The sequence below is a fragment of the Arsukibacterium sp. MJ3 genome, from assembly GCF_000987765.1.
Lineage (GTDB): Bacteria > Pseudomonadota > Gammaproteobacteria > Enterobacterales > Alteromonadaceae > Alishewanella.
This window is the reverse complement of sequence record NZ_LAHP01000005.1, coordinates 67703-80651: the sequence shown is the minus strand read 5'-3', so window position 1 is coordinate 80651 and position 12949 is coordinate 67703. Positions and strand designations below refer to the sequence as shown.

General features: G+C 46.4%; 12 protein-coding genes. 5 read left to right on the top strand and 7 right to left on the bottom strand.

Annotated features, from left to right (window positions below):
* The first annotated feature begins 63 nt into the window (after nt 1–63).
* The 4 genes from VT06_RS05350 (at nt 64) to dusC (ending at nt 2753) form a co-directional block, all read left to right on the top strand.
* On the top strand, nt 64–540 hold the full coding sequence (locus tag VT06_RS05350; RefSeq protein WP_200897913.1) for a hypothetical protein: 477 nt from the start codon (nt 64–66) through the stop codon (nt 538–540).
* 93 nt (nt 541–633) lie between these two features.
* A complete protein-coding gene (locus VT06_RS05345; protein WP_046553247.1) occupies nt 634–1509 on the top strand; it encodes an HDOD domain-containing protein in 876 nt (291 codons plus the stop codon).
* 19 nt (nt 1510–1528) lie between these two features.
* Entirely contained in the window at nt 1529–1663 is a 135-nt protein-coding gene (locus VT06_RS18715; RefSeq protein ID WP_082122449.1) for a DUF2256 domain-containing protein, read from the top strand.
* Nucleotides 1664–1793: 130 nt separating this feature from the next.
* Entirely contained in the window at nt 1794–2753 is a 960-nt protein-coding gene (gene dusC, locus VT06_RS05340; protein ID WP_046553246.1) for a tRNA dihydrouridine(16) synthase DusC, read from the top strand.
* 68 nt (nt 2754–2821) lie between these two features.
* Here dusC and VT06_RS05335 read toward each other — a convergent pair whose 3' ends face one another.
* The 5 genes from VT06_RS05335 to VT06_RS05310 form a co-directional block, all read right to left on the bottom strand.
* Complete coding sequence (locus tag VT06_RS05335) at nt 2822–5926, bottom strand: S8 family serine peptidase (RefSeq protein WP_046553245.1); 3105 nt, start codon at nt 5924–5926, stop codon at nt 2822–2824.
* A 353-nt stretch (nt 5927–6279) separates the two neighbouring features.
* A complete protein-coding gene (locus tag VT06_RS05325; RefSeq protein WP_046553243.1) occupies nt 6280–6774 on the bottom strand; it encodes a PEP-CTERM sorting domain-containing protein in 495 nt (164 codons plus the stop codon).
* Between the two features lie 248 nt (nt 6775–7022).
* Nucleotides 7023–8045 carry an L-threonine 3-dehydrogenase gene (gene tdh, locus VT06_RS05320; protein WP_046553242.1) on the bottom strand — a complete coding sequence of 341 codons (1023 nt, stop codon included), beginning with the start codon at nt 8043–8045 and terminating at the stop codon, nt 7023–7025.
* A 14-nt stretch (nt 8046–8059) separates the two neighbouring features.
* Nucleotides 8060–9256, bottom strand: a complete 1197-nt coding sequence (locus VT06_RS05315) for a glycine C-acetyltransferase (protein WP_046553241.1) — start codon at nt 9254–9256, stop codon at nt 8060–8062.
* A 147-nt stretch (nt 9257–9403) separates the two neighbouring features.
* Nucleotides 9404–10099 (bottom strand): TetR/AcrR family transcriptional regulator, encoded by a 696-nt coding sequence (locus VT06_RS05310; RefSeq protein ID WP_235357365.1) that lies wholly within the window; start codon nt 10097–10099, stop codon nt 9404–9406.
* 89 nt (nt 10100–10188) lie between these two features.
* On the opposite strand from VT06_RS05310, the gene coaD reads away from it, so the two are divergent.
* Entirely contained in the window at nt 10189–10677 is a 489-nt protein-coding gene (gene coaD / locus VT06_RS05305; protein WP_046553239.1) for a pantetheine-phosphate adenylyltransferase, read from the top strand.
* Between the two features lie 56 nt (nt 10678–10733).
* Here the strand turns inward: coaD and nagA are convergent, their stop codons facing one another.
* Nucleotides 10734–11891, bottom strand: coding sequence for an N-acetylglucosamine-6-phosphate deacetylase (nagA, locus tag VT06_RS05300; RefSeq protein WP_046553238.1), 1158 nt, complete (start codon nt 11889–11891; stop codon nt 10734–10736).
* A 166-nt stretch (nt 11892–12057) separates the two neighbouring features.
* A complete protein-coding gene (locus tag VT06_RS05295; RefSeq protein WP_046553237.1) occupies nt 12058–12768 on the bottom strand; it encodes a SapC family protein in 711 nt (236 codons plus the stop codon).
* Between the last annotated feature and the right edge of the window lie 181 nt (nt 12769–12949).

Sequence of the window (12949 nt, the reverse complement as noted above, 5' to 3'; positions counted from 1 at the left end):
GGGCTTTAGCCCACGCTTCAGCTAAGGTAAAATAGCCGGTTCTTGTTTAACTCCGGAGGCACTGTGTCTGACAATCCGTCTGAAAATCGCTTATTTCTACTGTACGATGCCTCTTTCGATGATATGGATGCCGAAGGCTGTCCAGGTTTTGGTTTTGTACTATTATTTAACGAAGCAGATATCGAGCAGTTTGTGGCAGGCGAAAACCCAGCTTTTCCGGCAGTATCCATGTTGTTCACTGATCATGCTGATGGGAGCATCAGCGGTGACTTACTCGGCTGGGCGCATTTAGATGCCGAGGTTTTCCAGCAATACCCGTTAGGCCAGTTTTTAACCCTGATGGAGCAAGCAGCACAAGTTGCCATAAATGCCTATCGACAGGTCAATCAGGTACCCGATAAGCTGATAGCACTTACCCTGCCAGACGATGACCTTATTCAGTTCGATGTGCAATTTAATGATTTGCAACTTAAAGATAAACAAAGCGAGTTAATGCTGGCCCAACAGCTGATGGTTGGTCGGCCTTATCTTGATTCCTAACAATATTGTTAGCATATTAAATTGCAATATAACGCCGTTCTTTTAATATAGCGATTATCGGTAATTTACCAGTCAGTATACGGAGTAATCGTTATGACCACCGCCCTAGATATGACGTTAATAGAACGGGCTCTAACCGGCTTTACTATCCCACCCAGACCAGAGATCCTGCAACATATTCAGCAGCAACTGGCTATAAATGAGCCAAGTATCAGCCGGATAGCTGCTTTGATTAATCTGGATGTAGGTATTGCTGGCTTTACTTTAAAAGTAGTGAATTCAGCTTTTTTTGGTTTGAGTCAAAAAATCACTTCAATTGAACATGCTTGTAAATATCTTGGCCTGAACCGGGTTCTGGCGCTGGTACGCAGCGTAGTATTGCGTTTTACCTTGGCTGAAGGTCGGCAAGATGCTTTTAGCCAGCGCTTATGGAGCAGTGCTTTACATACTGCCACTATCGCCATGGCGCTGGCTAAGCAATTCAATTTAAACCAAAGTGCCCAAGATGATTGTTACAGCCTGGGGTTATTTCATAATGCGGGTATTGCGCTGATTACCGCACAAGCGCCGCAGTATGCCGCACTAATGCAATCAGGGTTGCAAGCTGGCGTGAGTTATAGTGAAATTGAAGAACAGCATTTTCAAACATGCCATGAAGTACTGGGGTATTTAATTGCACAATCGTGGGGGTTAACTACTGAACTGTGTAATGTTATTGCTTATCACCATAGTCCGGCGCTTATCCTGCAATCAGCTAATGATTACGAGCAGCAGTTATTTGCCCTGTTGAAATTAGCCGAATTTTTTAGCGGCGAGAGCCGGGTGTTATATGGTATTAATGTTGACCCAGAGTGGCAAAGTTTCAGCGGTGCCATACTCGATGTACTGGAGCTGGAAAGCCTGAGCCTGCCAGATTTTGCCGAGCTACTGCACCAGCAGGACATCCTTACCGTATATAGCCTGAAGTAATGTCACTAAAAGGCTACCCATGGTTCATCGTAAAGCGCTGCTTCCGGAAAAAACCTGTCCTTGTTGTTTACGCCCTTTTGTCTGGCGTAAAAAATGGCAGCTTAATTGGGATAATGTAATCTATTGCTCCGAACGCTGTCGGCGCCAAAAATAGCCTCTCAACACCCTTTAAGACCGCTACCACAGTGTATTGCTAAGGATTGCTGCTATTCAGAATATCCAATCACTCCGGTTCCGGCTACAATGACGCCCTTAATTTTTTCGGGCTGCAATAGGACGGATATATGCAAATTGTGTTAGCACCGATGGAAGGTGTGGTAGACCATCTGATGCGGGAAATGCTAACCCAGATTGGTGGCTACGACTTATGCATAACGGAGTTTATCCGAATTGTCGATCAGTGTTTACCGGCCAGAGTGTTCCATCGGATCTGTCCTGAATTACTACAAGGAGGTAAAACGCGAGCAGGCACCCCAGTTCGGGTGCAGTTGCTCGGCCAGGAGCCAAACTGGCTGGCTGAAAATGCCGTGCGGGCTGTTGAGCTCGGCTCGCCAGGGGTCGATTTAAACTTTGGTTGCCCAGCAAAAGCAGTCAATAAAAGCAGAGGCGGTGCCGTGCTGCTAAAAGAAACCGAAACGTTATACCAGATTGTTAAAGCCGTGCGTGATGCCGTGCCAACTGCTTATCCGGTTAGCGCTAAAATTCGCCTTGGCTATGACGACACCAGCCTGACGCTGGCCAACGCCGAGGCTATCTGTGCAGCAGGTGCCAGCAGTTTAACGGTGCATGCCCGTACCAAAAGCGATGGCTACCGCCCACCCGCCTATTGGCCCTGGATTGCCCGTATTAAACAACATATCACTACACCAATAATTGCCAATGGCGAAATCTGGACCGCGGCTGATGCAACGCTGTGCCAGCAACAAAGCACTTGTCAGGATATTATGCTGGGCCGCGGAGCATTAGCCATGCCAAACCTAGCACACACCATTAAACAGGGCAGCGTCGTCATGCCATGGCCACAAGTGTTGGAACTGTTAATGCACTATTCGGAATTTGAAATAGCCGGTGATAAAGGAAAATACTACGCTAACCGGGTAAAACAGTGGTTTAGCTATTTAAAACTGCAATACCCCGCAGCAGCACGCTTATTTCAGCAGCTTAGGGTGCTAACCAAAAGTCATGATATTTTAGCCTTGCTTAACGCAGAGCGAGCAAACATGGCGCGTAGTAAAAGCTGTTAATCATAAAAAAGGGCTTTTCAATGAAGAAAAGCCCCATCAATTAACCCTCACTAACAAAACGCTGTTACTTATCTGGCGGTAACTTCCAGTAAGCTGGTACTTTGTTTAATACCGTCTGCATCAAAAAATGACGCAACACCCAAGAACGGGAACGGGCTGGCAGTTAAACCACTTGTTAATAAAGTAACGTTATTAAAACGCCCCTCTATAGCCCTCGTACTGGCTAAAATACGTGTGTTACCAACGTTGGCATTCACTACCCAAACCGGCATGGTGTAGGTCGCATTTGTGGCGCCAAGTAAATCATAGCCGTGCACAAACACCAGGTAAAAATCGCCAGCCGCCCCGTTGTTCGCGGGTAACGGGTTACGCAAAGTCACCGCTTCATTACCCCCGTTATTTGCCGAAGAGCCCACTGCAGTACATGAAAACGCAATACAACGATAGGCATAAAAGTCCAGATCTGCGCCCGGTACACTGGATAACTGCTCGTATAAACTAATCCGCAAGGCTTCGGTTCCCGCTGGCACTAGGAAGGTGTGAAAACCAAGCCCGGCCTCGTTAAAAACAAATGCTTGGTCAGCATCCTGAGCAACCGTGCCGGCTGAACCGAACGGTGCAGTCAAGCCCACCATACTGGCACTGGTAACGCCGCTATAATTCATTTGCACCGGAAAACTTATCCGGCCTGAGCGCGCCGCGACATTACCGACTACCTGTTCTGGGGCAATAATTAATTTTGGCGGCACCACTTTAACGGCGATAGGGCTTCTAACACTATGTTGGCCATTAGACCAGGTAATAGCACCAAACAACCACTGTTGCTGCACTGCACTGGCGGTTGGCGTAAAGGTTACACTAAACGCTGCAGTGCCATCGGCAGGCACGGTCAAAACATTGCCGGCCTCGTTGGTCCGCACTGTTACCGTAACCCCTGCAGGCGCCTCTACGGTAGCGGTATAAACTGACATTGAACCACTGACATCAGTAACACGTCGCTGTAGTGTTTCGGCACCGGCCAATTCAGCAATAGCCATTGAAGGCAGGTTTAACTGGCTAGGATCAATCCGAAAACCTGCGCCAATATAGGCATCACAAGAAAAACCACTGGTTGTCTGTACAAACGCTCTTTCACCAATACCACACAGGAAAGCAAAATACTCCAAATTGGTAATGGGATACGTTAAACCTGGGTTAACCGCACTGTTTGGAACAGCATGGCCAGCGCCAAAGTCAAACGGAGTAGCTGGAGTAATACCATTTTCTTTGGTCAGGTTCTGTCTGGCAGTCGTCATAATGGCAGATTTAATCATTGCCGCGGACCAATCTGGATTGGCCTCTTTAATTAAGGCCGCAATACCCGCAATATGTGGGCTGGACATCGACGTGCCTTGCAAATAAATAAAGTCGCGGCCCGCGGGTGATAACATTGGCCTGGATGAACCTGCCGCCAGAATTTTTACGCCAGGGGCAGTAATATCAGGTTTAATGACATCAGAGCTTGATAAATTGGGTCCCCGTGAAGAAAAGCCGGCCATCACATTGCCCACTTCAACAACATCATTAACAAATACTGATGGGCTCATTTTCACTGTTATTGCACCACCAGCGGTAATTTCGCTGTTAAACGCATTGCCCGCAGCCAAGGTTGTCATAACAGCTGGAATACCAAAACTGCCGGTGCCACCCATAACTATAGGCGACGCAGCAGAGTTGTTGTAGACAATAACCCCAACAGCGCCAGCTGCTTCAGCATTAGCTAACTTAACATCAAAGCCACAGGTACCGCGCTGGATCAAAACAAAACGGCCCGCAATCGCAGCACCATTGCTTAAGGCCGTACACGCTAGCAGCGGCTGTGCAACAGTAACATTGGCAGTTATGTCACCCACTTCACTTAATGGTAATGAAGTGCCGCCTTCTACCGCAATATATGTCCCTTGTAGTGGCCCCGCAATCACTTCTATGCCATTGGCAATACTGGTACCACTATAAGTAGACGCCGCAACTGACATTACCCAAGGCGCCGGAGTGCCAACAGTGCTTACTGTCGGGCCACTATTACCTGCCGATACAGCAACCACCACGCCGGCTTGTGCTGCACGCAGTTTTGCGGCGGCTTGCGGAGTGGTCAGGCTAGTTAAACTACCACTAATTGAATAGTTAATAATGTCAACGCCATCTGCAACGGCCTGATCTATCGCCGCCATGGTATCAGCACCAAAACAACCCCGTTCTGGAACGCCTTCCGGACTAACATAGCTGCTATTCCAACAGGCTTTATAAATTGCCAGCCGGGCACGCGGCGCAATACCAGAAATGGTGGTAACAGGGGTGCCATTAAAAATGGCGGTAACACCTTCGTTGCCACCGGCAGTTGAGGCAGTATGACTACCGTGGTTATCGGCATCTCTTGGTGAAATAAACTCACCCGGCTGGATCTGATAAACACTTTCAAAACTGTCTTTATAATAACGGGCGCCGATGACTTTATTATTACAACTAAAACTAACATCTTCTCCGCTATCACAAATGCCTGTCCAACCAGCAATAGGTGCATAACTGCCATCATCCGCAAAGCTTGGGTGTTCTGGCCAAATACCACTGTCTATTATACCTATGACGACTCCTTCACCTTTTATGCCTTGCACATGCAGACCATCAGGGCCCGTAGTCAAACCAAGGAAAGCCGGTGTATTGGAGGTGGTTAACTGCTGCGCTTCATCACGCCAGACACCTGAAATATTGGGATGATTGCGTAACGTCTCAGCCTGTGCGGCTGTCATCTTAGTCGAGAAGCCATTAAAGGTATGGGTGTAAGAATAAAGAATATCGCCACTACCGCTTTGCGCGGCCAACTGTTGATGAAAGCTTTTTAAGCTAGAGGTGTAGCTTAGTATTCTTGCTGAATTTGCATTGTAGCGGTTTAAGCCAACGCTAACAAACTGTGCAGTGGGTAATAACTCACCCAGCTCTTCAGCTTTTTCCACGCCGCTTTTACCTTTTACCTGCACGATATAAGGCACTTCATCAATATTATCTGCGGCTTGAGCCAGCTGACTACGGTCCACACTAATTTCATAATTTGCTGCCTGACTGGCAGCAGACACTGTCATGCCTAACGCGATAGCAAAAGCTAGCGATGTTCTGCAAGTAAGTCGGTTAAATTGCATCTTTGTTTCTCCGAAAGTAAACATTCGCAACGCAAAATAGTCATCTGCAAAAACCTACAGTATGGGTTTTGCAATACGCCGTATTAGGTGGCGATATCGTTGTCATTATTTGGCTGTTACACACGTCAAGTGCACAGCAGCATTTACTTACTAAGTGATTACTGAAAGCTTGCATAAAAACCTGACATTACGTTGCCTAACTCCTGTAACCAACAATAAAATATATCGAATATTTTTATATAGTTATGATTATAAAAAATCGATAGCATTGTCGGTTAAAGTGTTAATGGCTGTAAATCAAGCTGACAAAGCATCAGGTTATTATCATTTTTTCTGTTTTAGCTAAGCAACCACTACACTAGGCGTCGGCGTAACAACAAACCAAACCCGGCAGTTAAAAACAACAACCAGCTAGCCGGTTCACTGACGCTAACCGCGCCCAGCCTAATATTGAAAAAATCGACAGGGTCTCCTCCCCTCGGGCTAAAAATATCAAAAAATCCTAAGTTCAATGCTTTATCCCAAAATCCTTGGTAGGCAAAAATATTGTCGATGCCGCTTACATCAAAGCTAAGAAATTCCAAACCCGCCAGCAGATTTAGCGGATTATACTGGGCAGAAAACAAATAGTTTTCAGTCATCGTTGTGCCAAACAATTCAAATAGTTGCCAGTTTTCCACAAAGCCAAATTCGTCAATATCATCAATATCTATCGATAATCTGCCAAAAATAGTGCCATCTTCCAACTGAAATTGCTGAGTTATTATCAGGCCTGCCTGAGCCGTTTGCGGCAACACTAGAGCGCTAGAGACCAACAGTGCCAGGGTGAAGAATACAGATTTAAACATGAACCACCTCTTGTTATTATTAGTGAGCTATGTGTAAAACGACACACACAGCTAAACTGCATAAAACGAACCATAAAATAAAACTTGTTTTATTTTATGGCTTTAGGCAGAAAATATTGTGAGAATACATAATGCTGATAGTAAAAAACCAAAAGCAGTATAAAAAACAGACAGAAGTGACATAAAAAAAAGACAAAAAAGGCGAACCAAGGTTCGCCTTTTTGCAGCAGAATAGAATTATGATCGACTCACCAGTTTAAGATTACTTTACCAGATTGCCCTGAGCACATAATCTCAAAACCTTCCTGGAAGCGCTCCATCGGCATTTCGTGGGTTACCATTGGTGTTAAATCGAGCCCGGATTGAATTAAGCTGGCCATTTTATACCAGGTTTCAAACATTTCCCGACCGTAAATACCTTTAATAATTAGCCCTTTAAAAATAACCTTAGTCCAGTCTATTGCCATACTGGCAGGCGGAATGCCTAACATGGCAATTTTGCCGCCGTGGTTCATGGTATCCAGCATGCTGCTAAACGCAGAAGGTACACCGGACATCTCCATGCCAACGTCAAAGCCTTCGGTCATGCCCAGCGCTTTCATAACGTCTTTTAAGCTTTGCTTAGAAACATCAACCGCTCGACTAGCGCCCATTTTTAGCGCTAATTCCAATCGGTACGGGTTAACATCGGTCACCACCACATGGCGGGCACCCACATGGCGCGCCACTGCAGCCGCCATAATACCAATTGGGCCGGCACCAGTAATTAATACATCTTCGCCAACTAAATCAAATGATAAAGCCGTATGCACAGCATTACCAAACGGGTCAAAAATAGCGGCAATATTATCCGGAATATTATCTGGCAGCTTAAAGGCATTAAAGGCGGGTATCACCAGATACTCGGCAAACGAGCCAGCCCGGTTTACGCCAACACCAATGGTGTTGCGGCATAAATGTACCCGTCCAGCCCGGCAGTTACGGCAATAACCACAAGTTATATGGCCTTCGCCTGACACGCGGTCGCCCACGTTAAAACCACGCACTTCGGTACCCATGCCTTCAATAACGCCAACATACTCATGGCCAACAACCATGCCGTGCGGAATGGTGTTCTGAGCCCATTCATCCCATTTAAAAATATGCACATCGGTACCACAAATAGCGGTTTTTTTAATGCGGATAAGTACGTCATTTGGGCCAACTTCCGGTTTATCTACCTCAGTTTGCCAGATACCCGGTTCCGCTTTTAATTTTGCTAATGCTTTCATTTTACGCCCCGCCCTTATGCGATCACGCCCATGTCTTTACCAATACGAATAAAGGCTGCAATAGCCTTATCCAGCTGAGTTTTACTGTGTGCTGCAGAAATTTGAGTCCGAATACGGGCCTGACCTTTTGGTACCACCGGGAAAGAAAACCCCACCACATAAATACCTTCGGCCAACATGCGTTTAGACATTTCAGCAGCAACTTTGGCATCGCCCAGCATCACCGGAATAATGGCGTGATCTTTACCTGCCAACGTAAAGCCGGCCGCACTCATTTGCTCACGAAAATAATTGGCGTTCTCCCACAGCTTAGCGCGCAGCGCATCGCCGGTAGCCAGCATGTCCAGTACCTTAATTGAGGCAGTCACAATAGAAGGTGCTAATGAGTTAGAAAATAAATAAGGCCGTGAACGCTGACGTAACCAAGCTATCACTTCTTTTTTACCTGAGGTATAACCGCCCGATGCACCGCCTAAGGCTTTACCCAGGGTACCTGTAATAATATCAACCCGTTCCAGTACGTCACAGTATTCATGGGTGCCGCGGCCAGTTTTACCAACAAAACCAACTGCATGGCTGTCATCAACCATTACCATGGCGTTGTATTTGTCGGCTAAATCACATACTGCTTTTAAGTCGGCAATACTGCCGTCCATTGAAAAAACACCGTCGGTGGCAATAAGTTTAAAGCGGGCACCATCAGCCTCAGCTTGTTTTAACTGCGTTTCCAAATCGGCCATATCATTGTTGGCATAACGATAACGTTTCGCTTTACATAAACGCACACCGTCTATTATCGATGCATGATTCAAGGCATCAGAAATAACCGCATCTTCTGGCCCCAGAATTGTTTCGAATAACCCACCGTTAGCATCAAAGCAGGACGAATATAAAATAGTATCTTCGGTACCCAGAAATTCGCTGATCTTCGCTTCCAGGGTTTTATGAATATCCTGAGTGCCACAAATAAAACGTACTGACGCTACGCCAAAGCCATGACTATCCAGACCTTGCTTAGCGGCGGCAATAAGATCAGGATGATTGGCTAAACCTAAATAGTTATTAGCACAAAAATTTAAAACCTGAGTACCGCCCACAGTAACATCAGCCTGCTGCTGCGAGGCGATAATTCGCTCTGCTTTAAATAACCCTTCTGCGGTTACGTCTGCTATTTGTTGTTGTAGGTGTTGTAAAAAAGCGCCGTTGCGCATATAGCCTCCTGATTAACGATTATCCGGGCAATTAAAAAAAGATAAGCATTGTAATGGTTAAGCGGCAACCCTGCAGCGATTGATCATTAAGCGCCATAGCGCTTAACAGAAAAGCTGTAAACAATCAGCTACATTGATAGCGACATTTTAGCTGCTGGTCGGATCAGATTGGGCCAGCATAATATAATGCTGCTGCAGCTTTTCAATACGCGGCAACGCCTTAGTGGTCGCATAAGGCTTAAATAACAACAGTACTTTTAATACCCCCTGATAAACGCTGGCATGGTTAATGGCTTTATCCGGTGCCTGCGTTTTCAGGTAACTAATCCAAAAAGTGACCAGCAATTTTATACTATGTGCAAAATCACTAATATCCTCATCAGCAATGTCAATAACGGCTTTACTCTTCAACGCGTTAAGTACACTGATGACCCGCTCCAGCACACCTTGCTGTACCCGGGCATAATCTTGTTGCAGTGCACTGTCCCGGGCCAGAATATCCGGCAAATTGGCGTAGAAAAAATGAAAGCGCCACATTAATTCAAAAATGGCATCCAGATATTCGGCCAGCGCATCCAGTGCTTCAGTGTGAGCAGACGGTGGTTTAATTCGGGTTTCCAGTAACTTGGCATATTCTTTAAAGATTTGCCTGACAATGTCTTCTTTGTTACGAAAGTGGTAATACAAATTTCCTGGGCTAATACCCAAATGGGCAGCAATATGATTAGTGGTCACCTGCCGCTCGCCTACCTCATTAAACAGGGCAATGCTAGCGTGTAAAATTTTATCTTTTGTTCTGAGCTTTTTTTCCATTGCTACGGCTAAGCTTCTTTGTTTGAGCATTATTTTGCTATAGTAACGCCAAACTGACTACAAACTCTAGTCGCTTGCACGATTACGCTGTTAAGTGGCGCTAATATAAGTACAAAAATATGAAAGTAAAAGCCATTTACCCCGGCACCTTTGACCCACTCACCAATGGCCATAGTGATCTGGTGCTGCGCGCGGCCCGCTTATTTGACTCTGTGGTGGTTGGCGTAGCCGCTAACCCCAGTAAACAGCCATTGTTCAGCCTGGCCGAGCGGGTAGCGCTGGCGAAACAGGCTTTTGCAACATGCGACAATGTTACGGTTATCGGTTTCTCCGGCTTGCTGGCGCAGTTTGCCAAAGAACAGCACGCCCAGGTATTGTTACGTGGCGTGCGGGCAGTAGCAGATTATGAATATGAATTTCAGTTAGCCAGCATGAATAGGCAGCTTAACCCGGAATTAGACAGCTTGTTTATGACACCCTCAGAGAAAAACACCTTTATTTCTTCAACACTGGTAAAAGAAGTATGCCGCCATGGCGGCGACATCAGCAGCTTTGTGCCCGCGCACGTAGAGCAGGCCTTGCAAGCCAAATTCAAAAAGCCTGAGTAGCTTTTTATTATTTATATAGATTAGGGCGTGTTGACGTTTGCTGATTGTTTTCGCAGCTAAAGAGGTGGCAAGGGATAAGCCTGGGTACCCGCTATCCAGCTTTGCTGCACCTGATACGCATGGTTTAGCAACAACATATCGGCTTGATAACCACCGCCAAGCTTGCCGAGCTTATCGGCACACCCTAATGCCTGCGCCGGATACAAGGCGGCCATACGAAGTGCTTCAGCCGGCTCTACCGCCAGCACCTCAATAGCATAACGCACCGCACCTGCCATATCCAATACTGAACCTGCCAATACGCCGGCCTCATTGGTTAACTTGTTGCCATCGCGTACCACCCTGCCACTAAAAAAGGCGAATTCAGTGTCGTTAGTACCCACGGGCGCCATAGCATCGGTAACCAGCAGTACTTTGCCTTTAGGCTTAGCGGCCAGTGCTAATTTAGCCGCCGTTGGGTGCACATGCAGGCCATCGAGAATTATCCCGCACCAGCTGGCATTATCGGTTAACGCTACGCCGACCATGCCAGGCTCACGCGAGGTTAACGGCGACATGGCATTATAAAGGTGAGTAAAACCACTGGCGCCAGCCGCTAATGCCATACTTACTGTAGCGGCATCAGCATCAGAATGGCCCAGCCACACCCGCATACCCGCTGCTACCAGTTGCTGAATTTGGGCAGGAGTGACGTTTTCAGGTGCTACTGTTATTAATTTGATGCCAAGATCCGTTCGCTGGTACAACGCCAGCTCGCCTGCGCTTATCGGTCGGATATGCTCTGCCGGGTGGACGCCTTTTTTAGGTACCGCTAAATGCGGCCCTTCAAAATGTATACCTATAATGCCCGGTAAGCCTTTAGTCAACGCCATCGCGATAACATCGGCGGCGCGCTGCATTATTGTTAAAGCGTCGGTAATAACAGTCGGTAGCATAGCGGTAGTACCAAAACGGCAATGCGCCTGAGTCATTGTTTGCAATGTTTCTAATACCGGGGCGGTATTAAATAACATACCACCGCCGCCATTAACTTGTAGGTCAATAAACCCCGGAACTAAAATACCGGCCTGCACCGGCCCATTAGCGGGTTTCAAGGTTAAGATCATGCCGTTTTGCCAACTTAGTTCGACATTACTGTGCCAGCTATTACCGTCAAACAACTTTGCAACCGCAATACTTTGCAAGGTATCCGTAACAACACTACTTTGATTCATCGCATCATCTCAACTGTTAGTACTTATCCACTCTAGCATGAGTTATGACCGTTCACACTGACCGACACTACAGGCCACACAAGATAGATTGCACTAAACTAATTACGCAGCTTGCAGCAACTAAAACGGCACCAGAAGGTGCCGTTTTAGTGCTTATTACGGGTGATTAGACTGGTTTTGCCAGCTTCTGTACCAGTTTTTGCGTATGTTGTAACGACAAGAGATGAGCATAAATAGCGGTCAGAAAACCTAACTGACGCAATTCTAGAAACACCTCATTATCTAACTCATTCAGCTTTTTTTCGTCGATCATGTGAATGCCATTAATATTGCGTGGCTCACCATCAACGGTGATAGTTAATACTTGCTCTTTAATTAAATCCAGACTTTTCAGCTTTTCGGTGAAGCCTCGGGTCATCCGGCTAAAATCAACAAACTCACCCATTTGCTTTTTTCGCTCGACCAGGTAGTCGCTTTCGGTTCCGTCATCATTAAATAGCGGGAAACCTTCAGCTTCGTTAACACGCTCAGAAGACTGGTCAACTGCCACAACTAACTTGTCACTGTTTGGCTCTGGCTGCACTAACACCAGAGGATAATTACGCACTACCCGAGGTACATACAGCGCCTGCCATTTACCATCCTGTAACACCAGGTTTTGGTTTACCGCTAAACCAAGCAAGGCTACTGGCTGGTAGCTGTCATTCTGACTATCTTTAACAAACACCAGTGGAAATTCGGCACCGGCGACAACAAATTCTTGTACTACTACTGGCAACATATGCTGATTAGCAACATGGCTTAGCCGGTTGTCATTGCTAATTTTAGTTTTGGCATGTTGTTCTTTACTTAGCGCTACTACTTTATTCTGTTCCATAGATAACTCATTGTTATGGGATTTTTAAGATACCAGTGGGTTGCGATGTTGTCATGCTCAGCGCCATTGGCCGCTGCCACCGTCTGCTTTACTGGCGTACCGGCGTTATCTTGCGTGAAGTTGCGCCGTGAATCAACTACTGCGATTAGTCAGCCTCAATTAGCCAGATAAAAAACCGCTG

What these genes read in the sequence shown, in the direction of transcription:
- VT06_RS05345 (WP_046553247.1), top strand. Translation starts at nt 634, where the DNA reads ATGACCACCGCCCTAGATATGACGTTAATAGAACGGGCTCTAACCGGC.
- VT06_RS18715 (WP_082122449.1), top strand. Translation starts at nt 1,529, where the DNA reads ATGGTTCATCGTAAAGCGCTGCTTCCGGAAAAAACCTGTCCTTGTTGT.
- dusC (WP_046553246.1), top strand. Translation starts at nt 1,794, where the DNA reads ATGCAAATTGTGTTAGCACCGATGGAAGGTGTGGTAGACCATCTGATG.
- VT06_RS05335 (WP_046553245.1), bottom strand. Translation starts at nt 5,926, where the DNA reads ATGCAATTTAACCGACTTACTTGCAGAACATCGCTAGCTTTTGCTATC.
- VT06_RS05325 (WP_046553243.1), bottom strand. Translation starts at nt 6,774, where the DNA reads ATGTTTAAATCTGTATTCTTCACCCTGGCACTGTTGGTCTCTAGCGCT.
- tdh (WP_046553242.1), bottom strand. Translation starts at nt 8,045, where the DNA reads ATGAAAGCATTAGCAAAATTAAAAGCGGAACCGGGTATCTGGCAAACT.
- VT06_RS05315 (WP_046553241.1), bottom strand. Translation starts at nt 9,256, where the DNA reads ATGCGCAACGGCGCTTTTTTACAACACCTACAACAACAAATAGCAGAC.
- VT06_RS05310 (WP_235357365.1), bottom strand. Translation starts at nt 10,099, where the DNA reads ATGCTCAAACAAAGAAGCTTAGCCGTAGCAATGGAAAAAAAGCTCAGA.
- coaD (WP_046553239.1), top strand. Translation starts at nt 10,189, where the DNA reads ATGAAAGTAAAAGCCATTTACCCCGGCACCTTTGACCCACTCACCAAT.
- nagA (WP_046553238.1), bottom strand. Translation starts at nt 11,891, where the DNA reads ATGAATCAAAGTAGTGTTGTTACGGATACCTTGCAAAGTATTGCGGTT.
- VT06_RS05295 (WP_046553237.1), bottom strand. Translation starts at nt 12,768, where the DNA reads ATGGAACAGAATAAAGTAGTAGCGCTAAGTAAAGAACAACATGCCAAA.